At 66.4% G+C, this 23,232-nt stretch carries 14 protein-coding genes; 4 read left to right on the forward strand and 10 right to left on the reverse strand.

All coding sequences use genetic code 11. The annotated features are described in order from the left end of the window. Nucleotides 1-10: 10 nt before the first annotated feature. The 3 genes from MTS1_RS08800 to MTS1_RS08810 all read right to left on the reverse strand — a co-directional run bounded on the left by MTS1_RS08800 (nt 11) and on the right by MTS1_RS08810 (nt 2,467). A complete protein-coding gene (locus MTS1_RS08800) occupies nt 11-1,045 on the reverse strand; it encodes a DUF1266 domain-containing protein (protein WP_023953191.1) in 1,035 nt (344 codons plus the stop codon). Between the two features lie 4 nt (nt 1,046-1,049). Then, the gene (locus MTS1_RS08805) at nt 1,050-2,027 is read right to left on the reverse strand and encodes an SRPBCC family protein (RefSeq protein WP_023953193.1); all 978 of its coding nucleotides are present in this window, start codon (nt 2,025-2,027) and stop codon (nt 1,050-1,052) included. Between the two features lie 74 nt (nt 2,028-2,101). Continuing rightward, on the reverse strand, nt 2,102-2,467 hold the full coding sequence (locus tag MTS1_RS08810) for a helix-turn-helix transcriptional regulator (RefSeq protein WP_023953195.1): 366 nt from the start codon (nt 2,465-2,467) through the stop codon (nt 2,102-2,104). Nucleotides 2,468-3,719: 1,252 nt separating this feature from the next. On the opposite strand from MTS1_RS08810, the gene MTS1_RS08815 reads away from it, so the two are divergent. Continuing rightward, the gene (locus tag MTS1_RS08815; RefSeq protein WP_023953199.1) at nt 3,720-5,174 is read left to right on the forward strand and encodes an ATP-binding protein; all 1,455 of its coding nucleotides are present in this window, start codon (nt 3,720-3,722) and stop codon (nt 5,172-5,174) included. After that, nucleotides 5,171-7,156, forward strand: a complete 1,986-nt coding sequence (locus MTS1_RS08820) for a Druantia anti-phage system protein DruA (protein WP_023953201.1) — start codon at nt 5,171-5,173, stop codon at nt 7,154-7,156. The genes MTS1_RS08815 and MTS1_RS08820 overlap by 4 nt, the downstream gene beginning before the upstream one ends. Here the strand turns inward: MTS1_RS08820 and MTS1_RS08825 are convergent, their stop codons facing one another. The 6 genes from MTS1_RS08825 to MTS1_RS08850 all read right to left on the reverse strand — a co-directional run bounded on the left by MTS1_RS08825 (nt 7,157) and on the right by MTS1_RS08850 (nt 18,925). Continuing rightward, nucleotides 7,157-7,636 carry a hypothetical protein gene (locus tag MTS1_RS08825; protein ID WP_036304717.1) on the reverse strand — a complete coding sequence of 160 codons (480 nt, stop codon included), beginning with the start codon at nt 7,634-7,636 and terminating at the stop codon, nt 7,157-7,159. Between the two features lie 28 nt (nt 7,637-7,664). Next, nucleotides 7,665-8,378, reverse strand: a complete 714-nt coding sequence (locus MTS1_RS08830) for a PD-(D/E)XK nuclease family protein (RefSeq protein ID WP_023953203.1) — start codon at nt 8,376-8,378, stop codon at nt 7,665-7,667. Continuing rightward, complete coding sequence (locus MTS1_RS08835; protein ID WP_023953204.1) at nt 8,366-13,942, reverse strand: DEAD/DEAH box helicase; 5,577 nt, start codon at nt 13,940-13,942, stop codon at nt 8,366-8,368. Before MTS1_RS08835 ends, MTS1_RS08830 begins: the two co-directional genes overlap by 13 nt. Next, nucleotides 13,932-15,023, reverse strand: coding sequence for a hypothetical protein (locus tag MTS1_RS08840; protein WP_023953205.1), 1,092 nt, complete (start codon nt 15,021-15,023; stop codon nt 13,932-13,934). Before MTS1_RS08840 ends, MTS1_RS08835 begins: the two co-directional genes overlap by 11 nt. Next, complete coding sequence (locus MTS1_RS08845; RefSeq protein ID WP_144083379.1) at nt 15,023-17,863, reverse strand: hypothetical protein; 2,841 nt, start codon at nt 17,861-17,863, stop codon at nt 15,023-15,025. Before MTS1_RS08845 ends, MTS1_RS08840 begins: the two co-directional genes overlap by 1 nt. Nucleotides 17,864-18,034: 171 nt before the next feature. Continuing rightward, nucleotides 18,035-18,925, reverse strand: coding sequence for a hypothetical protein (locus MTS1_RS08850; protein WP_023953207.1), 891 nt, complete (start codon nt 18,923-18,925; stop codon nt 18,035-18,037). An 898-nt stretch (nt 18,926-19,823) separates the two neighbouring features. Here MTS1_RS08850 and MTS1_RS08855 point away from each other — a divergent pair. After that, the gene (locus MTS1_RS08855; RefSeq protein WP_036304718.1) at nt 19,824-21,284 is read left to right on the forward strand and encodes an AAA family ATPase; all 1,461 of its coding nucleotides are present in this window, start codon (nt 19,824-19,826) and stop codon (nt 21,282-21,284) included. Next, complete coding sequence (locus MTS1_RS08860; RefSeq protein WP_023953211.1) at nt 21,281-22,288, forward strand: hypothetical protein; 1,008 nt, start codon at nt 21,281-21,283, stop codon at nt 22,286-22,288. Before MTS1_RS08855 ends, MTS1_RS08860 begins: the two co-directional genes overlap by 4 nt. A gap of 604 nt (nt 22,289-22,892) precedes the next feature. Here the strand turns inward: MTS1_RS08860 and MTS1_RS08865 are convergent. Next, entirely contained in the window at nt 22,893-23,228 is a 336-nt protein-coding gene (locus tag MTS1_RS08865; RefSeq protein WP_023953213.1) for a TraR/DksA C4-type zinc finger protein, read from the reverse strand. Between the last annotated feature and the right edge of the window lie 4 nt (nt 23,229-23,232).

Here is a 23,232-nt window from a genome sequence, read left to right on the forward strand (position 1 = left end):
CGGGCGCCGGTCAGGCCGACGGCCAGGCGACGGATGCCGCGGGCCAGTCCGACCGCTGCAGCTCGGCGAGCGTCTCGCGCTGACGCTGCACCGACTCGAGCGAGTCCGTGCGGAACGCCGTCGCGATGACGACCTCGCGCCAATAGTCGTCGCGACCCTGGTACGTGGTGAACGCGCGCGTCGCGAGGGGCTCGAGCAGCGTCCACGCCTCGTCGGCGGTCAGGTAGCCGGCGACGTAGGCGTATCGGACACCGCCGATCGCGCGCTCGATGTCGGCGGCCAGCAGCAGCCGCGGCGGACGTCCCTCGTCGCCACGCGCGAGGTCGTGGATGTCGAAGACCGGCAGATCCGTGAGGGCCGCGATGCGCGACATCATGTGCTCGGCTGCATCGCTCCGCGCGACCTCGGCGAACCGTGTCGAGAGCACGCCGCGGGCGAGCGTGTCGGCGACGAGAAGCTCGGCGTCCGAGCGCGACACGATCTTGAACTGCTCGTCGAGAGCCGCGCGGAGCTGCTGCATGCCCGGCAGCGGCATCGCGAACCACGGCGATCCGTCGACCCCGTCACGGTGCTTGGCGCGCAGCTCCTGCGGCAGCTCCGCGAAGGTCGGCGTGAAGGCGAGCGACGAGTTCCAGCCGCGCATCGCGAAGTCGCTCGCGGCGTCGAGCGCCAGGATCTGCTGCCGCCGCGGCGTCAGCGGGCTGCGCGCCGCAAGGGCGAGGTACTGCCGCTGCGCGTCGCACGGTGCGCGGGCATCGCGCACCGCGAGGACGATCGAGGCGACGAGCAGGCCCGCGCACATCCCGAGGAAGAGACCGAACAGGTTGTTGCCGAAATCCTCGCTGCCCACCCACACGTACGACAGCACGAAGCCCAGGATGCCGATCGGCACCGCGATCGCCGTCACGGGGAGGGCCCGCTTGCGCATGGCCGTGGGGTCGGCCTTGCGCCGCGCGTCCAGCATCCGCGTGTACCGCCGCCGCGGGCGGACGGGGAACTCCACGTCGCCGGGATGATTCTGCAGGGCGATCACGGGTTCGGTCACCTCATCATTTTGACAGCACCTCCGCCTCGAGGCGGGCGTAGGAGTCCTCCATGCCGTCGGCCATGCCGGTGGCGAGCACCGTGTCGCGCGTCTCCTTGTCGGGATACTCGATGAGGAGCGTGAGCAGGGTCGCGCCGTCCTCCTCGTACAGCTGCAGGTCGTTGACGGTACCGGGCCCCTCGACTCCCGACATCCGCTCGGTCGTGACCTCGCGGCGCGGTGCGTCGAGCTGCAGCAGCTCGCCCTCGAAACCGAACGCCGTCTCGGGCGCGCCCTCCTGCTCCCACGCGTAGCGGAACGTCCCGCCAACGTCGGTGGCGGGCTCGGCGACCGTCATGGTCCAGCCGTCGGGGCCCAGCATCCACTTCTTCAGTAGCTCGGTCTCGTGGTGCGCGCGCCAGACGAGCTCGCGCGGGCCGTCGATGAACCGCGTGATGCGCACGTGCGTGTCGTCGAGCAGTTCGACGCGCGTGCCCTGCCCCTGCGCGTACGCGCGGAGGTCTTGGACGACCGCGTCGAGCTGACCCATGGCGAGGCGCGAGCCCTCGATGGCGCCCATCGCGATGACCTGCTCGAGGCCTTCGGCCGAGGTGAAGTAGGTGACGTTCGTCAGGCGCGAACCGTTCTCGGTCGTCTCGAACGAGAACAGCATGCGCATCGCAGGGAACTGCTCCATCGGCTCGCCGTTCTCGTCGGCGAACGCGTCGAGCACCTCGAAGCTGCGGCCCTCGTCGATCGCGATGAACTCCCAGGTTCCTCGCGACTTCTCGCCCTGCGGGCTCGACATGGCGTACTGCGCGCGTCCGCCCGGCGTGAAGTCGAACCGCGTGAAGGTCGCGGGCCAGCCGGGAGGGCCCCAGAAGCGCTCGAGCTGCGCGGGCTGCGTGAACGCGCGCCAGAGGCGGTCGACGGGCGCGGCGACATCCGCCACGAGCGTCATCGTGAGGTTCTCGGCATCGGTGGTGATGTCGGTGACGGGCATCGGATTCTCCTTCGAACGGATGGTGCGCGTGGGGTGGGTGCGGTCTGCGGGCTGCGGGCTTGCGGTCTGCGGGGTCAGTCTTCGGGCTCGGCGAGCAGCGCGTCGAGCCGGTCGACGCGGGCACGCCAGAGGTCTTCGTAGCGGGCGAGGAAGGCCCGGGCGCGGGCGATCATGGCGGGGTCGGCGCGGACGAGGCGCTCGCGCCCCTCGGCCCGCTTGACGATGAGGCCGGCCGTCTCGAGGACGCCGATGTGCTTCTGCACCGCGGCGAACGACATGTCGTAGTCGGCAGCGAGCGCCGACACCGACTGCTCGTGCTCGATCGTGCGGCGGAGGATGTCGCGACGCGTCGCCGTCGCGAGCGCGTGGAAGAGGCGGTCGATGTCGTCATCGCTCAGCTCGCTCCGCTCACTCGGTAGGGGTTCGTTTCGTACAACCATTTGGTTGTACGTTAGGACTCGGCGTGGGTGGTGTCAATGCCCTCGGCGTCGAGAACGCGTTCCGGTGACACAACCGGCTCTTGGATGACACAACACTCCAATGGAGTGACACCATGTGTCACGAAACGCCGATGCCTTGCAGAAGTTGCGCCCCTCGCGGGAGGAATATCAGCGGCAGATACAGGAGCGATGGGGCTCCGGTCGCCCCTTCGTCTTCGCATCCGAACGCGGATACACATGCGAGAGGGGCTGCGATGCGGCCAGTAGATGAGGCAAAGCCGATCAACCCCCGACGGCGCACGTCGTCCACCGAACTGCACTGGATCCCTCGTGCGGGCTCCAGCCCTACGACCGCCGGGCTCCACGAGTGGGCCGTTGTCGATCGAGATCTCGGCGACAGAGACTGGGCGTCGATTGATCCTACGAGGGTTCGGAAGTCGAAAGGCGTCGTCCGGCATCAATTCACACCGGCAATGTACTACTGGCAGCGCACTCGATCTCATGTGTGGTGCGAGTCGCAGCAGGAGCGCTGGGAAGTCCTGTGGCTGGACTACGGCGGGCAGGTAGAACTGCTGTGGGCGCAGCCGCTGGCAATCGCCTTCGGGCACGGTTCCCGGCTATTGGGAGAATCACACGTCCCTGACTTCCTCGCCCAGTTCACAGACGGAAGCCTTGGGCTTCTCGATGTACGACCCGCAGAGCTCGTTACTTGTAGCGCCAGCCCAGCGCGTCGCAGATCGTTGCCGTTTCCTCAAACTGGACACGCGCATGGTCAGCGATTCCGCCTCGCTCCCCATGGCATCTCCGTCAACGGCACGTTTGGGAGGACGTGATGCCCGATCGACGCCGACGTCGGAGCCCTGCAGCATATTCAGATACCATCCACGGCCGGGCTCGCGTTAGACGAGAGCCCGAGTACAAAGCCGGAGACGTCGAAAACGTTACAGGCGCCGGGCTGCGGTGGTGAAGGCATCTGCGGCCGCACGATTCCTCATCACCCGACGTCAGGTTCGCATGCCAGATCTGCTCCGCGCCAAGGCATCAGTTCCAGCCGCGCAGGTGGCAACGGAGAAGCTCGTCGCCCACGCGCCTATGGCATGCAACGAAGTTGTCGCCCGGGTCGTTCAGTAATCGCGACGTGCGTCGAGACACCGCGCGGGTGTCGCAAGAAATCGTGCGGATCCATTGCCTGCGCTGACGTGCCCGGCGAGCTACTCTGAAGTGACCCCGTTCCGCACTGAAGGGACCCCGCATGGACCGGATTCATCGGCGCGATGACAGCCTTGTCATGCCCGCGAACTTCATCCGCGCCGTCCGAGAATCAGGCTACCTGAACGTGTCGAGCGCTCTTGCCGAACTCGTCGACAACTCCCTCCAGGCTGGCGCGACGCTCGTCGACATCCGGGTCGATCGAGACGCCGATCGCAACCTGCCCCGGATCAGCATCGAAGACAACGGCGGCGGCATGGATACTGCAGAACTGGCAGCGTGTCTGCGCTTCGGAGGCTCATCGCGGTTCGATGCACGCGATTCCTTCGGCAGGTTCGGGATGGGACTTCCCGCCGCGTCCCTCAGCCAGGCGCGACGAATCGAGGTCACCGCATGGCGGCCGGGATCTACCGCGCAGTCCGTGACGCTCGACGTCGACGCCGTCGCGACTGGCCACCCCGCCGATCTCGCCCCGTCGCCAGGCACAGCCGGCGAGTCCCCTTCGGGCTGCCGGGTGGTCTGGCACGACTGCGACCGCATCGAGTACCAGCGCCTGGCGTGGCTGGAACGCGCTCTCCACAAAGACCTTGGACGGATGTTCCGCCGCTTCCTCACCGGCGCGTTCACGCTGCGCATCAACGGCAGCATCGTCGAGGCGTTCGACCCGACAATGCTGTCGACGACGCTCCACGGGCACACCGCGCGGCTTGCGTTCGAACCACTCCACTACGAGATCGCGACCGTCACCGGATCGACCAGCCATGTCACGGTCACCTTCACCATGCTGCCGGTCGCGCAATGGCACAACCTCGACAACACCACAAAACGTCGCCGCGGCATCATCGGAGGCAGCGGCGGCGTATCGATCCTCCGCGCGGGACGAGAGATCGCGAACGGTTGGCACCTGATGGGCGGTAAACGCAAGGAGAACTACGACGACTGGTGGCGATGCGAGATCGAGTTCCATCCGGCGCTTGATGAGCACTTCGGCATCACCGTCAACAAGCAGGGGATCCGCCCCAGCGCCACGCTCCGAGAAGCCCTCGAGCCGGAGCTCGAGTCTGTCGCTCGGATCCTGAACGCCCGGGTGAGGCAGGCGTTCGAAGAGGTAAAATTTGAGGCCGCGGTCCAAGGCTCCTGCCGAATCGCCGGTGCTGCGGATGCGGATCTGCCCGTGATCCGCTCCCGCGGGCGTGCTCACGGCGCGCTGAGCTACCGCCTGGGCGCCAACCAATTGACCGGAGATTCCTTGTTCGACCTGACGCTGCGGCAACGCCTCCTCGACGTCACAATGAACACCGATCACCCGGGCTACACCGCGCTGTACCGGCCCCTGCAGGAGATGGGCGATGCCGCCGCGCCAGTACGCACCGCCCTCGACCTGCTTCTGTTGTCCTTCGCACGATCCATCGCCGCCGCCGGCGCCCACGAGGAGTACTACCGAACCCTGCTGCTGGAATGGGGCACCACATACGGGCGGATGCTGGAGAAGTCGTGACTGACGAAGACGAGACGGAGTACGTCAACATCTCCCTCCCGGCCGGAACATCACGGACTGAACGCGAGGGATTCCTCCGTCTCTGCAAGGTTCTCTCCACCGCGCCCCTCGATCCCCGGCGGCGCGTGGTCCGAGAGCGCGTGTTCGCGGAGGCAGAGATCGCTGATCTCTACAATCGCCCCACGCTCGGCGCGGCCGCGCACACCCTCATCGACCTCGCCGAACAAGGGTGGACACTCAAGCTGTACAGGCACGGCCCACTGCTCATGCCCCCTCCATCGCACCCCGATCCCGAGACGGAGAAGGCCCGCATCCGGCGGCAGGAGCACCTTCGACGTGACCCCCAGCTCCGCCAACCGAGCGTGCGCCGATTCATCGAACGCATGGAGAAGCCTCGCGAGCATGCGGGCGGGCTGGTGTCGATCGTCAACTTGATGCGTGATGGTCGAGAGCTTGCCGACGCACTAGAGAGCGCGGATAACCCGAGCGCCGTGATCCAGCCATACGTGCAGATCGTCGACAGCGGGAAATGCGAGCACACCGGACTCGCCCTCCACGACATCTGGCGGTACTTCCGGCACACCTGGTCGAACGCGTATTTCACCGTGCCGGGACGGTCCATGCCGATCCTGGTCCGCGACGCCGCCACCCCGCACCATGCGGTCGTCGGACTCGCCGCCATCTCCAGCCCCGTCGTTCAGATCGCCGAACGCGACCAGTGGATGGGATGGGACACCGACACCTTCCTCGAATCGATCCGCGAGACGCCGACACGGAAGGTGGCGCAATGGCTGTCCGCGCGCATCGACGCACAACTCCACGAGATCTATGTCGAGGACCTGCTCAATGACGACGTCCTCCAGCCCGCGGCACTGCAGCAGCCCACCCTCGAGGCGGTCGCGCTCCTACGCGCCGACGCCGAGCGACACCGGCAGAAGCACCACCGCACACCATTGCGGGAGGTTCGGCAAATCGAACGAGACGACTGGGCTCAACGGGCCCGAACTCCCCTGTTCCGCAGCAAGCGGGCAACGGCACTCGCGGACACGCTCGAGACTGCTCTCGTCCTGAATCCCTATCTGCAGCCCACGCCGACCGCCGAGGGTCTCGCTGCGGCGTTGAAGGACAGTAAGGCGAGGACGCAGGTACGTCGGCTTGTGCGTCGCGCGCGCGGCGAAAGGGTGGGGACGGTCATCGCGGACTTGACGGTGTGCGGGGCGGTGGCACCGTACAACGCCCTGGCTGCCGGCAAGCTCGTCGGCGCGCTAGCTGTCTCCCCGAAAGTGATATCCGCCTACCGCGCCAAGTACGCGCGGCCCAGTGAGATCGCGTCCGCGATGGCCGGACGAGGCATCGAACGCGAGTCGCGTCTCTCCTTCATCAGCACTACCTCGCTATACGGAAGCGGATCCAGTCAATACAACCGGCTGCGGTGGCCGGCGGAGGTCATGGGTGGATCGGGCGACCAGCAGATCAGCTTCCATCAACTCGGACGCTCTCGGTCTTTCGGTACGTCGCAGTTCACGGACGACACCGTCGACGCGCTCGTCCGTCTGTCCCGATTGAAGGGCGCGACCGTCCGTGTCAACAGCCTGTTCGGTGAGGGCGTCAGCCCGCGACTCCGGAAGGTTCGGCTCGGCCTTGCCGCGCTCGGGTGGTCAAGCAACGAACTGCTCAAGCACGGCCGAGAAAGAATCGTGTACGGGGTGAAGCTCGTGGAGAATCTCCGCGACTACTCGCTCGGCATCGACCCGGACCCTCGTTATCTCGTCGATCCCGAGCAGGTCGACGGGGAAGCCGCGGTCGCTCAGTGGTGGTTTGAACGTTGGGGGCATCGCCGTGCCCGTCAAGCCACTGTCGCCGAGTCGGTGCGCACCCACCGGTTGGTGCGCCCCCTCCGGCACGGGGCACGCGTGTCACTTCCCGACGTCGAGGATGTGCCGTCCGAGCAGACTCCGCCGGCGACCGCCCAGCAGGCTTGACTATCGGGACACCACTGACAGGATCTCGGAGCTGCTGGTTACTGAGGCGATCAGAGCATCCGCCCCGTCAGGGTCGATAGTGCGTTTCACACCCAGGATCCGCACCTGCTCACCGACCGGCAAGGTGAACGACGGGCGGGGGGTACGCACGAGTAGGTCGCTGCCGGTACGCCTCTCCCGCAGCACCCAACTCTTCACGCCGTGCTCCCGCAGCACCGTCCCCTCCACGTCGTACCAGCCGCCGTCGACGACATCCACGGTGTTCGACGCGCCCCCTTCCCAGTACGCGTCGCACAGGCCGCGCACGTCACACGCGCCGCACTGCTCCCCCACGACGGCTGCCGGACGGTCCGCGGCAACCATAGCGTCGGCGCGACCGACCCTGGCGGTCACGTCCGCGCGGAGCTCCGCGAGTTCCGCCTCCGTCGGGACAGTCACCACCACATCCCGGTGCGGGTAAGCGACAACCAGCGCGGTCACGGGGAGAGCGTCGGGGTTGCTCTCACTGTCATCGGTCCACAACAGCGTACAGACGGAGCTGATCGAGGCGCGTCGGGTCCTCGGCGCCAGTCTTCGTGTCCGTGATCTCCGCGCCGTCGGCGTCAACGCTCAGCACGTCGACGCGACCTTTCACGCGCAGGTGCGCGGCCACCAGTTCGCGTTCGGAATAGGTACCTCCCCGGATCGGGTACCGCTTCGCAGGCAGCTCGGTCTGCGCACCGACCGGCGCGGGACGCGGGCGCAGCGTCATGCGGTTTAGGTAGCTCTGAATCTGTTCGCGCGCTTCCGGCAGCCAGTCCGAGAGGGCACGGCCGACCTGCTCCCGCCGGTCCGCGCTGATCCGAGGGTTGCCATCGAGTCGTCCCAACTGTTCGTCGAGGGTGCACTGCGCGACGGCCGTGTAGCCTCCGAGATCCCGCAGCACCGTGACGGCGTCGGCGGACCTCGGCGAGACGCAGCCCGCCGTGACTAGTGCGGTGACGATGACCTGCAGCGCCCCGTGCACCACGTCACCTTTCATCGCGGCCAGATTGGGCACCCGCGGGTACCCGCGCTGCGCCCACAGCTCCGGGTAATCCGCTCGTGCCAGGGCGAATCGGCGCGGGCAAGTCTCGGCTTCCTTCAGGGAGGAGTAGCTCCACATCGCCGGCACGGCCGGCAAGACCGCCAAACTGTAGCTGATGCCGGTGTCGTAGAGTCTCGTCTCGTTCAGTTGAGCCACCGCAGCACCTGCTGGCTCGCGACGGGCAGGTTTCGGGTGACGACGATGTCGTCGATCGGGTGGATCGGTACACCACCCAGTTCTTTCGCATCCCAGAGTTCCTGCGTGGGCGGGGTGTCCCGGGTCAGCGGACTCTGGATGTAGAAGATGCGATCAGCGCCATTGCCGCGAGCGAGGATCGGGGCAGTGACAGACCCAATTCCCGGGATGAGCACCGGTTCGTTCTTCAGGAACTCGATGCCCACGATGTCACGGCTCTGCAGGTCGGCGAGGAGCTTGTCGATCGACTGGTTCATCCGCGCCTCGTTCAGCACCGGGCTGGTGCCGTCCAGGACATACCGCAACAGGGCGGCACCGATCTGACGGTCGAGCAGGCTGTGTTCGAACCGGTTGCGGAAGCTGCGCAGGCACCGGTAGCAGGACGCGTCGCAGTCGGCCGGGCAGTGCTCCAAGCGGTCCAGCGCCTTCCGAAAGATCGATTCCCCGTACCCGTGTACCCGCCGTGTGAACCCGGCACCGCCGGCGAGCGTATCGTACAGGTAGATCTCCGCCTCCTGCCCGTGGTTACCGCCCGGTGTCAGTGCGGGGCGGTACTCGGCCTGCAACTCGCTCGCGTCCACGTCGAGTTCACCTGTCGCGGCGATCGTGAGCGCTTCCGCGACGGTCCGCAGCGCCACCTGTGTGGACAGCAGCTCCGGGCGCAGGGTGAGTGGCTTCTCGACGCTCAACCGCACGAGCAGCACATCGGAGATGAAGTCGGTGCCCAGCACGAGACCCTTCGTCGAGCCTGATCCTTGACACTCTTGCTCGCGCTCGTCGGGGAACGGCTTGGTGTGGGGGCCGGCGACGGTGCCCGTGGCACCATGCGTCGGTTCGATCAGGCCACATTTCGTGCAGTATGTGTATCCCTCGCCGCGCGGACCGGTGTTGGTGACCAGCAGTGTGTCCCGCCGGTAGGTCTGCTCGAGGCGGGGTGTGACGTGATCCCAGGCTTCTTCGCGCTCCGGGCCCTCAGCGACCAGTTTGGCGCGCGTGGCGTAACTGTTCGCCGGTGCGTCGTCCGGGCTGGTGCCGGGATCGTCATTAGCGCGGTGGGCGAAGCCGGGCGGTCGCATCCAGTTCATCGCCTTGCCGAACTTGCCGGGCGCGCCGCAAGCGTCGCAGTCACGCTCCTCGCCGCGCTGGGCCTGGTCTGCCGGGACGTGCTTGGCGTAGTGGCACACCTGGCATTCGAAGTAGAGCATCTTGTCGCGCCACGCTTGAGCTCGTTCTTTGTGCATCGGCGCGTAAATGGCGCCGGAGGTCCATTCCTTGTTGTCGATCCACACCACCTTGCCGGGTGCGTACTGGGTCAACGCGACCGGCAGGCCCTGGCTCGGCGCATACCGGAACTCGGTGTGGAACCGTTCCGACTTGGCACGGTCGAAGACGTGGAACGCCACCACATCGGTCGGGAACGCGTACCTCGGCAGCACCCCCTTGTAGAGGAGGCGATCGAGCAGATTCGACTGGCTGCGCTGCTCGGTGGGCACCTCGGCGCCGTCCTCGCCGGCATCGCCGTCCTCGACCACGACCTCTTGTGGCGCGGCGTCGCCATCTTCCGGTTCAGGCAGCTTCCCATCGGCTTGCAGGTCGAGCGCGTCATCGATCGCGTCGAGGGTCGCTGTGACCAGGCCGTCGAGGAGACGCGATCGGTCCGTTGCGGTCAGCTCCGCCGGCAGCCACGACGCGATGTCGTTTCTCAGCACGGTCTCATGCTCGGTCAGCCACCCTTCGAAGTCGGTGCGGTTCAACGGTGACGTGGTGCCCACGAACCCGCGGACGGTGCCGAGCACTTCGAACAGTTGCGGCTGATCCTCCGGGTCGATCTCGGGCAACCTGTCCTGGTTGTACCGCTGCAGCAGGTAGGCGATGACATGACGCCGGGCGATCTCGTCGTTGTCCAACGTCAGCACCGGGTCGTCCACGTCACCGCGGATCATCAGGTGCGGGTTGCGGAAGTAGTGGTCGTCGTGCGTGTCGGCGCTGCCGAATGCGACGACCGTGGCAACCGCGTTGCCACGACGACCCGCCCGGCCCGCCCGTTGTTGGTAGTTGGCACGCGATGGCGGCATGTTGCGCAGGGCGACACCCGACAGGCTGCCGATGTCGATGCCGACCTCCATCGTGGTGGTGCACGAGAGCACGTCGATCGCGGCGCGTTCCTGTTCCCCCGGCCGGGGCAGTCCGACATCGATGTCCTGGAACAGCAGTTCGTACTCCTCGGCACGTGAGAAGACCGCGTCGGATTGGGCCGCGTTCAACTGGGCGGTGTGCTCCGCGGCGATGATGCTGAGGATGGGTCTGTGGGGAGACCGCAGGGCACGTTCGGCGCTCTGCCTGTAGTAGCCCTTGCGCGCCTGGAAGACCTCGTCGGTCGTGGGGTCGAGGGTTCGCACCTGGTTCTGGTTGCAGTTGACGCAACGGGTTGATCCCGGGAAAGGCCGCTGGGTGAACCGGCACCGCTCGCAGTATCCCCACAACCCGCCCGACTCCAGCGCGACCGTGCCGGCGAGCAGCCGATACTTCGCGCCCTCCAACTCGCAGAACGCGGGAAGCAGCACCGGAAGCCACTCCTCCTTGAACCTCTTCTTCGCCGCCGGCGTTCCCAGCCAGCGGTCGACGGCCTGGAATCTGCCGGTGTGGGGCTTCACGCCGCCCTTCTGCCGCCACCACTCCGAGGTCATCGTCGGGAACCAGATGCCGCGCGTGGGCGTCGCCCACTGCGCGAGCCACAGCCGGACCAGGGCGAGGCGCTGCTCGTCGGTCGTGGCGACACCATCGATGGCTGGCAGGTCCGCGAGGAGATCGTCCCGCAGGCTGGCCTTCTCCCGGATCGACGCGAGTCCCAGAGACACCAGACCGTAGTGTTTGTCGGTCAGGGCCAGGTAGATCGCGCGCAACAGGGCCTGTGGGGGCGGGGAGGTGAGCATCAGCAGTTCCCCGCGCGCCTCCTCGTTTCCCGTCAACGCCCCGTTGTCGAGTGCCTTGCCGACCGCTTTCAGAACGTGCAGGGACTCTGCTTCCCGCAGTTCCGGACGCAGCCGCACCTCAAGTTGCTTGGCTCCCACCATTACCGCCAAGTACAGACGCTCCAGGCTCAGATGCTTGCCAATGCCCGGCTGGGCGGACAGTTCTTCCCACCCCTTCAGGATCAGCGGCCGGATCACGTCTCGCATCGAATACGCCTGCAGGTTGGGCGCCAGACGTGCGGCGACCTGTCGCGAGTCGGAGAACGCCAACACCTTGCGGCCGCGCAGCGGCGCGAACGTGGAGTACGGGGCGCTGGGCGGCTGCACCTCGATCTGTCGGGTTACCAGTGCCTGGAACGGCTGGTCACCCTTGGTCTGGTGGTCCTGCACAGAGGAGCGGCCGAAGAAACCCGCCAACTGTCCGCAGACACCGCACGGTTTGAATTCGCCGTCCGCTTCGGCGTGGTCGTCGCCGTCATCGCCATCGTCGTCGCTGGTCACCTTCTCACCGCTGCGCAGCTTCGGGAGAAAAACGACGCGGCCGCGGACCGGCGGCTTGTCCGGATCGAGCCGGCCGGTCACCAGGTCAATCTCGGCGACCTGAACCTCCCCAGCCTGCGGTTCTTCCAGTAACAGATCGAGGGGAAACAGCTCGGGGACCGCGCCAGCGGTGGTCTGGAACGCGCCGCCGCTCTCATGCCACAAGAACGTCGGATGCTGCAGATCATCGGTGTAGCCGCGCGCGTAGGCCGAACCGCAGTGACGGCAAGTGTAGAACTCGAACACCCGCGCCCCGCAGTCGCAGGTGGCCTGCGGTTGCGGGTATAGCTTGCCGATCGGTCCGACGCCCGCCGGCAGATCGTCACGGTCGACGGCTCCGCACTCGGGGTCGATACATGCCCACAGTCCGGGAAGCCCTCGGAAGAACGCATGCACCCGGCAAGGCAGCAGGCCCGCTTCCTCGGGGGTACAGCGTGCGGCGCTGCCCAGCGCGACGAGGGCGGTAACCGCCTTGTCCGCCACCTCGGTGGCAACTCCGGGGAACACCGCGGTGCCAAGCTCATGCAACGGTTGCGCCTTCTGCATCGTCTCGTTGATGAGCAGGTTCATCGGCTCGTAGCCGGTCAGGGCGTCGTACAGCAACGCCGCGACGGGACGGTCCCGATCGTCCACACCGCGGTCGATAAGCAGGTCGGCGACCGCGACCGTGCGTGCCGGTTCCGTCTCCGCGTTGTAGAAGTCTGTGAGCGGAAGGCCTGCGAGCAGCGTCGCCGCAGCCGGGGTGCCCTGTGCGGCATTGGATCGCAACGCCGGTTTGCTGGTGACCGTCCGGAAGTCGGCTTCGTCCTTTCCGGTCAGTTGCGCGGCAAACGCGCGAGCATACTCGGGGGTGCTGAAACTCGCGCTCGTTGTGATCACCTGGACACGATCCGGTGTGATCCCCAGCCGGGATCGCAACCGGCGCAGCAACAGTGCGACCTCGGCGCCCGCGGCTCCCCGGTACAGGTGCGCCTCGTCGACGATCAGTAGGAACTTCTCCTCCGGGTTTTCCGCCAGCCACTGCCGGGTGTGGTCGAACACCGGCCGCTCGAGCGGCCTCATCAGCATGTACTCGAGCATCGAGTAGTTGGTGATGAGCACGTCCGGGGGTGCGGCGAGGACCTCGTGGCGCGTGAGGAGTTCCGGGTCATCCCGTCCCATCACGGCCCGCACGAACCGCCCGCTCTTCGCGTCCTTCCACTTCGAGCCCTTGGGTCCGAACCATGCCTTCAGGTCGGGTTTCGCGGGCCACTTGCCCCGCGCCTCCAACTTCTCCTTGAGCTTCTTCGCCTGTGCGTGCCCGGGCGCTTTCGGATCGGCAGCTTTGTCGATCAGCAGCAGGTAGAAGTCCTCGATCGATCCGAGCCGCTTCTGGTCCTTCTTCGCCGTCCGCACACCCGGGTACAGGGTGCGGCTGGTGTAGCGGGCAAAACGGGCGGGGCGCCCCGCCCAGGCATGGAACTGCGTCGTCAGCCGCGGGTCGCCCAGCAGCAACCGCAGACGCCCCAACTGGTCGTTGACCAGCGCGTTCATCGGGTAGAGGATCAGCGCGCGCACGGCGGGGGCAGCGAACGACTCCGGCCGGTGCTTGGCTTCGGTGGCCAGCTTGGCGAGCATCGGCAGCAGGAACGACTCGGTCTTCCCGGAGCCGGTGCCGGTCGTGATGGCGAGGCTGTTGCCGTCGCGGGCCGCCCACTCGATGGCTTCTGCCTGATGGGTGTAGGGCGGATCGTGCAGCAATCGGTCGAGTGCGCCGACCTTCTGAGTGAGCGGGGTGAACAGGTCGTGGACGGCGCCGTCGACGTCGAGCTCCGCGAACGTGCGGTTCGTCTGATACCGCGGGGTGCTCTCGATGAAGGGAGCTTTGAACAGAACCCCCTCAGTCAGCAGCAATTGGCGGCGCTGCTCGATGATCGTGGGGTGACCGACGTGGTAGGTGGCCTCGATGTACTCACGTAGAGCCGACTGGATATCGTCGATCGTCTCGGCGATCGTGGGAGCGTCAGACGCCATGTGGTGCCTCCTCTTGTGTCATCCACAACATGTCAATCAGAAAGGTTTCGACGCCGTCGGCCGCAGCGGCGGGCACACGGAACGAGAACAGCGCACCCGTCGTCTTCCCGAGCGGCAGCCCGACGAACTGCAGGTAACGTTCCGCGAAACCCGGCAGCGGCGAGAAGAAGTCGAAGACGACGTCACCGCCGGCTACGTCGCCCGCGCGGCGCCGGAATCGTTGCGGCACGCCACGGGCAGCGTCGACGGCCGCCTGGTAGCGCCATGCCTCGTCGCGACCGGGCAGGACCGGGTTATCGACCGGCCACTCCAGCAGACGCGACGGCACGCCGCGCTCACACCGAGCCAGACACCACAAGTCGGCGCCATAAGCCTGCGGCCGGCGGGCGATGAAGTCTCCGGTGTCGGAGGCCGCCGGCGGCCGCCAACGGCCCGCATAGTACCGGACCGAGGATGCCGGGTCGAGGATCTGGATGTCCTCGAGGTGGCCGGCCAGGGCGGCGGTATCGAGGCGCGCCCGAAAGTGATCGAGAAATGCGGTCGGAGTTTCGATGGCCGGTCGGGCGAGCCAACGTTCTCTAGCAACGCAACGCAGCCCCCGGTCGCGGAGTTGCGTCGGCCCGTCCTCCGCATCGAGGCTGATCGACCGTGTCGGGCCTTCATAGTCGATCGTCTGGGCGAGATCGTCCAGTATCAACGGCACACCGAACGGTCGAATGCCGGTGAGCAGGTAGCGGCCCGGGTGTCGTTCGATGAACGACGGCGGCGCCAAGTACAGCAGCCGCGCCGACTGGCCGTTGTCACGGCGAAGTTCCAGCAAGTCCCCGGAAGCGACCAGTTCATCCAGGATCTCCCCGATGCCCGACCGGGTGACCGCACCGGCACCGGCGAGGGGCTGCACGGCGCCGTACACGGCATCGGCGAGTCGTCCCGGACTCGTCGGGCACAGGAACGACGCAGCCCGGCGCAGCGCGGCGGCCAGCGCCTCGAACGAGGTGAGGTCAATGATGTCGGAGTCCAGGCCGAGAGTTCGTATCGCCGCGACGGCGGCCGTCTCGGCCGTGAGCTGGCTGATCTGCATCAGAAGCTCCGTTCCACGCCGTCGGCGTCGTTGAGGGCCCGGGTGCCGAGAACCGCGAACCGTGCGGCGCGGTAGAGCACCGGGGTCTGCATTACCTGCTCGAGCAGGAACGTGACTTCGTCCTTGGGCCACTGGAGAAGATGCCCGGGACGGCCGGCGAGCATCAGTAGGAAGCGGGACACCGCCGGGTGATCGCCCAGCCCGCTGCTGGCGAGGTGCGGTGCGATGACGGCGTCGAACCCGCGCAGCAGACTCCCGGCCGACAGCCACTGGTACAGGCTGTACGCGATCGCGGTCGCGAGATCCTTGTGGGATGTCGAGATCCCGACAGCCTCCTGCATCTCGGCGAGCAGGTCCGCGACGTCCTGCGCGCGAGCGACCTTGCGTTCGATGGCGACCCAGTGGCTCCCTCCGATGATGGTCCCGATCGCGCCGGCGATGGCGTCACCGATCACCTGCTGCTGATACACGACGAACGCGTCCGCGGGCAGTTCCGCGTTCAGCCACCGCGCGTGTGCGTCGACCAGTTGGCGGACGTCGGTCGAGGTGCGGCCGGCGGTCGGCACCGCGGGGCGCAGGGCGGGTTGCTGGAGGAGCGCGTTCGGTTCGGTGGGGAGGATGAGAGACGCCGACGCGTCACCGGCGCGGGCGACGACAAGTCCCCCGCGCGGCGGGGCGCTAATGTCGGCGCCGACCGGCCGCGGCACGGCGGCGGTCGGCGACTGCACATCGTAGAACTCGACGGTCGTGGCGTCGCCGTCGGTGCGGTCCACCAGGCGAGCGTGGACGTGTCCCTCGTGGCTGCGCGCGAATCGCCACCGCAGCGGCTGGAAGCCGCGCTCACAGGTCAGGGTCGCGAAACCGACACCGGCGCGAGCGACGGTGATCACGCAAGACTCTGCCTCATCGTAAGCGTCGCTGAAGCGGTGATCCCTACGGATCGCTTTGGCGAGCGTAGTCCACGCTTCCTCGTCGAGGGGCAGGTCGATGGACCGCCTCAGGTCCGCGATCGACTGTCCATGCTCGCCACGCAGGCTCACCTCGATGTCCGCCTCGGCACCGGCGGGCCCATCGATCACGAGCTGTGCGCGCTCGTCCCACAGTTCGCTGAGGGTCGGACGGGCGGGGGTGGCGAGCAGACGGATCCCCTCGCCGACGGAGGCGCCCTCGGGGCGGATCTGTGGGTCTCGAATCGTGATCACGAGGGAGCCGACGGTCATCGGGCGGTCATCGTCTCCCAGCAGACTGACACTCGCGACGTGGGTGCCGACGCTCAGGCCCTGCAGGGAGAAGAGCAGTTCGGCCTGCCCGGCTGGCCAATCAAGGAAGTACACGTCCCCGCCAATCGTCAGCCGACACCGTTGCGGGGCCAGTTCGGATCGGATCCCGAGGATTGCCGGTTCCCCCGCAACCCATTCGGCTTCGCCCTCACCGTCCCATGCGCTGGCGACGATGCCGACCGGGCGGATGGCGACGTGAGTGAGCACAGCGATGCCGCCGGCGGTCAGCGCGGCGGCATCCTTCTCGCTGACCTGCTCGGGGACCGTGAGCTCGTAGCCGCGCACCCCCTCAACGTTGATTCCCACCTCGGCAATCCACGGCACCGTCGGCGGGGTCAGCGCACTCGCCCCGATCAGCAGGTAGCGGTGCCCGGGGCGAACCAACTTGCCCTTCACTTCGGTCGCCAGGCCCGCGCCTTGGCGGCGAAACAGCCACCACGGCCCCGGGGTGATGACGCACTGGTCTGCCAGGATCCGGTTGGTCTCCGCCTGCGCCCGGTCCAGCCGCAGGAAGGCTTGATCGGTACGCGGCCACGTCGCGAACTGCACCGATTGGCCGGGGTAAAGCAGTCCGCTCGGCGGCACGTGCCGGTCGGCGCCATTAACGAAACCCCGCGACACCCGCAACTGCCGGAACACGTCGGGCAACCCCGCCCCCAGCGGCGTCAAGTCGGGGAGCTCCGCATGGGCGTTCCACTGGTCCCCCAGACGCAGATACAACCGCGGATCGGTCGCGCGTGGCTGCGTGTGCGGCACCGATGCTGTCTGCCCCTGAGTCGCGGTCGGGCGAAAACCACACGCCCGATGCGCGGACCGCTGGGCCGTTCGCAGCCAGTGATGCGCCTGCTGCTCCTTGGACAGATCAGTCACGATCCGCTCGAGTGTTGAGTTGAGAAGGTACGGGCTGGGTGAATCGTGCCCGGACAACAGCGCGGCGGCGACCTGCCCGACGAGGGTGGTGTTCTCGCAGAAGATGCGGAACCGCTCGGTGTACGACGTTGCTCGTTGCGCCAGCCTCAGGCCGAGGGCGGGTGGGTTTTCGAGCAGGTCCGAGGTGAGGGCGGCGCTGAACTCGTACAACAATTGGGCCAGTTGTCGCTGCAGGTAAGTCGGCAGCACGCCGTGCGTGATCGGCCAGGCGATGATCGTGAACGCCGTAGCGAAGGCGCCCGTCGGCACGGCCCCGCCATATGCCGCCGCGAACTTCGTGAACCACGACTTAATCAAAGCGCGGTGCTCAGAGCGCCAGCCGGGCGTGCGCTGCTCGAAGCTTCGCCAGTACTCATCCCCGACATAGTCGTAGCCGGCCTCCGCGGCGTATACGACGAACGGCAACCACCACCGACGATGGCGAGAGCCGAGACCTTCGGCCACCACTGTCCGCACCGTCGCGATCAGCAGATCAAGGTCTTCGGCAGAAAGCTCATGTTCAAGGGCGAAAACGGGCGCAGCGACTTCTAGGAGCGCGCGCTCATCCCGCATCCCGCTGAAATGGGTGTCAAGGCGCGCGTGAAGATACTCCAACAACTCGTCGGCCGTGCTCGACGCCACCTCAGACATGGATGCCCCCTCCCACATGTCTTACTCCGCTGTATCCATATCAGTGTGGTCGAAACCTCCGACGTTGCCCCAGCTTTCGCCACTCCGACACGAATTTCTGCGCTGCCAGGCGCCCGGCGCCGAGGAACCGCGCCCATCGATGCCAGCGCGCATCGCCGGTTCCGACGATCCTCACCAATCGATCTGCTTGGTCGGCATCCGAACGGTGCGATTGATGGCGTCGCGCGTCGGATACTTCGCGCGGACCCGCTCGGGGATCGGGGTCCGCTCAACGGGCTGATCACGCAACCCCAGTGCCACGCCGAGCTCAGTGACGCGGGCTGCGGTGTCACGTGAGATGGGGTGCTGGGGCAGGTCTACCCGTCGCCGCTTGTTCGGCCACAGCGCCACCAATGAGCCGCCGGCCGCCCGCTTCACCTCGCGCACCGCGTGGTTCACAACAGCTCCCAGCTCGGGCTCGCTGACGATAACGACGACGAAAAGGTGGCCGAGACCGCCAAAAGCGAAACTGCGAACCGCAGTCTCCCGGGATCCGTCGACCGTGAGCGCGCTGTAGTTCCCGCCGGCGTAGAGGAAACCCTCGTCGTTGTGCCCGATAAGAACATGGGCGTCACGAGGAGGCCGTCGAAGCTCGTACAGTTCGGAGAAGCGTGTCGATGGCAGCCCGTACCCATCCCGCTGACCCCACATCCCGATCAGCGCGGCCCGGTATAGCGATGTCGCCAAAGGCAACACCTCGGGAGCTGACACATAGGTCCGTCGCCGGAGCGCGAGATCGATCGCCACCTGTTTGGCGGCAATGTCGATCTCCCGTAACCAGCCGCTGTTGCAGTCCCGACAGATGCCGTCGAACTGCTTGTCGAACTGGCTGAGGTTTTCGACCCGGCTTGTGCTTTCGCCGTCATAGTCGTGTCGCGCCGAGATCAGATTCGGGAGCCGCGGGAAGTACTCGCCCCAATCTGCAGGCAGCCAGTGCTCCTTGCTGAACTTGACGCCGGACTCACCGCAGAAGGGACACCGTCGCTGTCGCTCCGTCGCACCGTCACCGTTCTGTCTTCCCACGGCTCCAGACTAAGCGCGAGCACCGACAGCGAGATCGCTGACGTCCTAGCGCCGCGCGGCAGCGCGCGCCTCGGTAGAGACGTTGACAACGAACTGCCACGCTTCCTTGCGGAGCACGGTCTGAAAACCGGGGTCGCGCCAAACGCGCAGGGCGCACGCGCCGATAGTAGCGGCGAGGTTCGCGTGCCTGGCGGGCTGGGGTGAACTCTGCAGAGTCATGATTCACCTCCTTCTCCGGTCGGATGCCCGATCGCACAGCACCCTCCAGCACTGCGCGCTCTGCACTCCCCAGACGCTCGCCCAGCCAGCGAGGTCGAAGTTGCAAAGTCGACCAGCATGCGGCGACGTCATCGAGCACCGCAAGTGGCGGGGAATCGCGACCAGTCTTGGCGGGCGGCTTGACAACACGAACGCGATCCTCATAACCCGATCAACTTTGCTTCGGGCGACCGAGAGTGGAGACAACGCGAGAACCGCACGGTCTCGACGGGCAACTCGAATACCCGAGAGGGGTGAACATCATGGGGAAGAACTTCCGCGATCAGAACTGCTGGTCACGCGGGGAGGTGAGTGATGCCCGTCTGCACCAGCACTCCGGCTCCCAGCACGCTTTCGGCGGCTGGGAGAAGGTAAGCAACGGCGACGGCTCGTTCTGGATGCGCGCAACGCGTCGCTGACTCCCGTCGACGCTCCGCCCGGCCTCAGGGCAACCTGCCGGGCGGAGCGTCTTCTCGACCGTGGACGCCCGTCCACGGTTCAATGACATTGACGAGAGAAGCAGCAGAGAGGGGCCGGGATGCCGGATCCAGTAGGCGCGACACCCGAGTCGGGGAGCCCAGATGCACCGCGCCGCAACGTCGAGTACGGCGCAGACTGGGTCGGAATCGACACCAGGTCGATGGAGGCCAAGCGCGACGTACAGCGTCAGCGTGAGCGCGAAGCCGTCGCTGCAGAACGAGCGCGGCTGAAGCGAGAGGAAGAGGAGATTTTCTCCTCCTTCGCGAACGATGAGGCAGACGCGGCGCCGCCCCGGGTCGCCCGCACCACCCACGATGAAACCGCCTCACCGCGGATCTCGGAACCGAGCCCCTTGGTCGAGCGGCTCCACATCGAGAACCTGCGGTCGTTCGCGGGCGCCCACGACATCGCCCTTGCTCCGATCACCTTGATCTACGGACCGAACTCCGCGGGCAAGTCGACGGTGATCAAAGCCCTGCGACTCCTCATGCAAGTCGTCGACTCAGGGCGTTACGACGCGCTTCGCCCGTGGGACGCTGCGTTCAGCGAGTCGAGCGCACGCAGCCTTATGACGTACGCAGAACCGGACCCCGACGATCCGAGCGGCTATCAATGGCGGTCGCCGCTCGTGCTCGGCGTCGACTTCAAGGCTCAGGATGGCCGACGTGCACGTGCCGCACTTGACTACGACCTCAACCCGGTGGGTTCGATCGATGTCCACTCCACATCGTTCGGGTCGCTCAATGCGGGACCAGTGATCCGCAAGCGGTTCACACCGGAGAACTTCGACGACGACCACGACCCCTTTCACCCCTCAGACTTCGGCGAGTCGCAGCTCGCGACCTTCATCGTCGAGGAGAGCGAGGATGACGAGACGTGGTCTCAGGAGACGAAGCTCATCGATGCCGAGCTTTTCGGACACGCCGACCGGAAGCTGCAAGCCGAACTCTTCGAGATGGCCTTCCTGCTCCGCTACCTGGGTCCTCATCGCGGCGCCCCGGGCAAGGCCTATGACCCCGTCAGTGGCGCCTTCAACTCCGGCTGGTTCGATGGGTACCGGAAGCCGCGACGGCCGGGATTCGGCGAGTTCGACCTGTTGAATCAGATGCTGGCTCAGCTCGAGATTCCATACGTGTTCGAGGAGGATCCGATCTGGAAGCTCAGCAATCCGCACCAGCAGAAGTGGACGCTGAAAGACGTCCGCTCGGGCGCACCTGTCGACCTCGACCAGGTTGGTTACGGCGTGAGCCAGCTTCTGCCAGTAATTGACGTGTGCGTCCATGCCGAGCGGCAGATCATCTGCATCGAGGAACCGGAGTTGCACCTCCACCCACGCTTGCAGGCACGTCTCGGCAACTTGTTCGCGACTGCTGCAGTGATGGGCCGAAACCAGGTCATCGTCGAGACTCACTCCGAGGCGATCCTTCTTCGCCTGCGGCGTCTGATCCGCGGCGGGAAACTCCGCCCGGATGACGTCGCGGTCATCTACGTCGACAACACGGCGGCCGAAGGCGCCTCCCTGCGCCGCCTTCGACTCGGCGCCCGCGGCGAACTCCTCGATCCATGGCCAACCGGGTTCTTCGACGATGGGCTGGCCGACATCCTCGGGATCACCGCATGAGCCAGCCGCAGGTGCTGTTCCCGATCGCGGTGGATCCGGACGCGCTGACTGATCATCCAGCCGATCGTGACCAGCTGATCCATCGCGAGGTTGTCACGACCCTGGGCGCCCACGGGATCCTGGCACTTCCCGAAGCCGATCGTGAAGCACTATTCCGGGCCATCGGGAACCTCGGCGACCTGTCAAAGACTCTGTGGATCAAGCAACTGGCCAGTCTCAACGATCTAAACCGTCTCGATCAGCTCCCAGGCGCCATGGGTGTGGGCGAGCGCCTGCGACACAAGAGCGAAGAAGGGGACGGCCAGACCGACGCGCGCGTGTTCGTCGCCAGCCGCGCGCTTGCCGAGGAGTTCGGAGTCGACGACACCTCGGGATCAAACACCGTCGACGACTCGGATGTTGTCCTCGCGAGCACGATCCACCGGTCGCCTGCCGTGGTTGCTGCGAAGGAAGCCGGCCTCTTCCCGACAGGCAGGACACGCCGCCCCGCCGTCGCGAGTACCTTCATACGTCCGCTCGCAGCACGTTCATCCACAGTGAAGATCCTCGATCCGCACATTCTCGAAGGTCTCATCAGCGGTAACAGCACCACGTCACATGCCGAGTGGCTCATTCAGACGCTCGCCGACTCGATGCCGGCGAACGCGACCTTGTCCATCCTGGGGAAGCTCCAGCGCGACTGGCAGACGGCTGACCGCCCACGCCATGAGGCACGCATCGAAGACTTCTTGAGCAAAGCGCTCCATAGGCGGACTCTGCCGATAGCCGTCGAGGTGCGCCTCTTGAAGTCCACTACGCTCCGAGATCGCTTCATCTGGTTCAGTTCAGGATCTTCGTTCGACGTCCTGCACAACTTCACGGCCCTATCGAGCGAGGTGCTGAACGACAATCTCCGCTTCATCCGGCACGACGACAGAATCGCGCGGCAGACGCTCCAGGCGGCCGAGGCAATGGAGAGTAATACCCAGCCGACGATGGTGAGCATCACGAAGTTCATCGCGTGAGCACGCTTGCGCGCTGGGCGTTCACGTCAGCGGTAACACGCGTCCGATATTGGTCGCCTTCACCGCAGTCTCGACCCGGGCTGACCGCAAGAACTCGCGCAACGCACCTGACCCCATCGGTCCGTGCCCGCAAGCCGGTCGATCAGCGTACCCGACCAGCTCCGGGCCACGTCCCGGCGGTTGCCAGCGACCACAGGTGCGTATACCCCGCACGATCAAATGCACGCTGACGGACCATGTCCGTTCCAAGTCTCTATGACTGGAACAAGCGCAGGAACGCTCATACCGAGGTTCCCCTTGCGAGGGAGCTTGTTGTCGACGATCGGTCAGTGAACGCGGTTATGGATGCGGGAGGGCTGCTGCCTGAGGCGCGCTCCGCTGACCACCACCCGTCGGGAAAGTGTCACGGCAAAGACGACTTGCAGGCCAACGAGTGGTCCGAAATGCATGACACCCCGTGTCATCTCGCCCCGTTTCCGACACTCGGCGGAACAAATTTCGGAGATCGGCGCAAAACTCGGACCGGGACGCCGCATACCTCCGAATTTCGCGTCATTCTCCGACGTTCGGCCGGATGCGGACGCGGTGGCGCCTACGCGCTCGGCTAGCGCGAAGCACAGGCGACGCACATCGTCGCGTGAGGGCGCACCTCGAGGCGCTCGACCGGGATGTCGCGGCCGCAGCTCGCGCACACGCCATAGGTGCCCGCGGCGACGCGGGCGAGGGAAGCCTCGACCTCGACGAGCTCGGCCCGTGCAGCGCGGCGTAGAGCCTCGACGCGCTGCCACTCCCCCGACAGCGTCGAGCCCTCGGGGTCGTGCTCATCGTCGGCAGTGGCGTCGGCGCGGTCGTGACGGAGGCTGTCGTCGTCGGCATCGAGCCGGTCGAGCTGCACGGTGAGCTCGCGCTTGCGCTCGTGCAGCCGCGCTTCCGGGTCCATCCCG

Source organism: Microbacterium sp. TS-1, from assembly GCF_000509385.1.
Lineage (GTDB): Bacteria > Actinomycetota > Actinomycetes > Actinomycetales > Microbacteriaceae > Microbacterium > Microbacterium arborescens.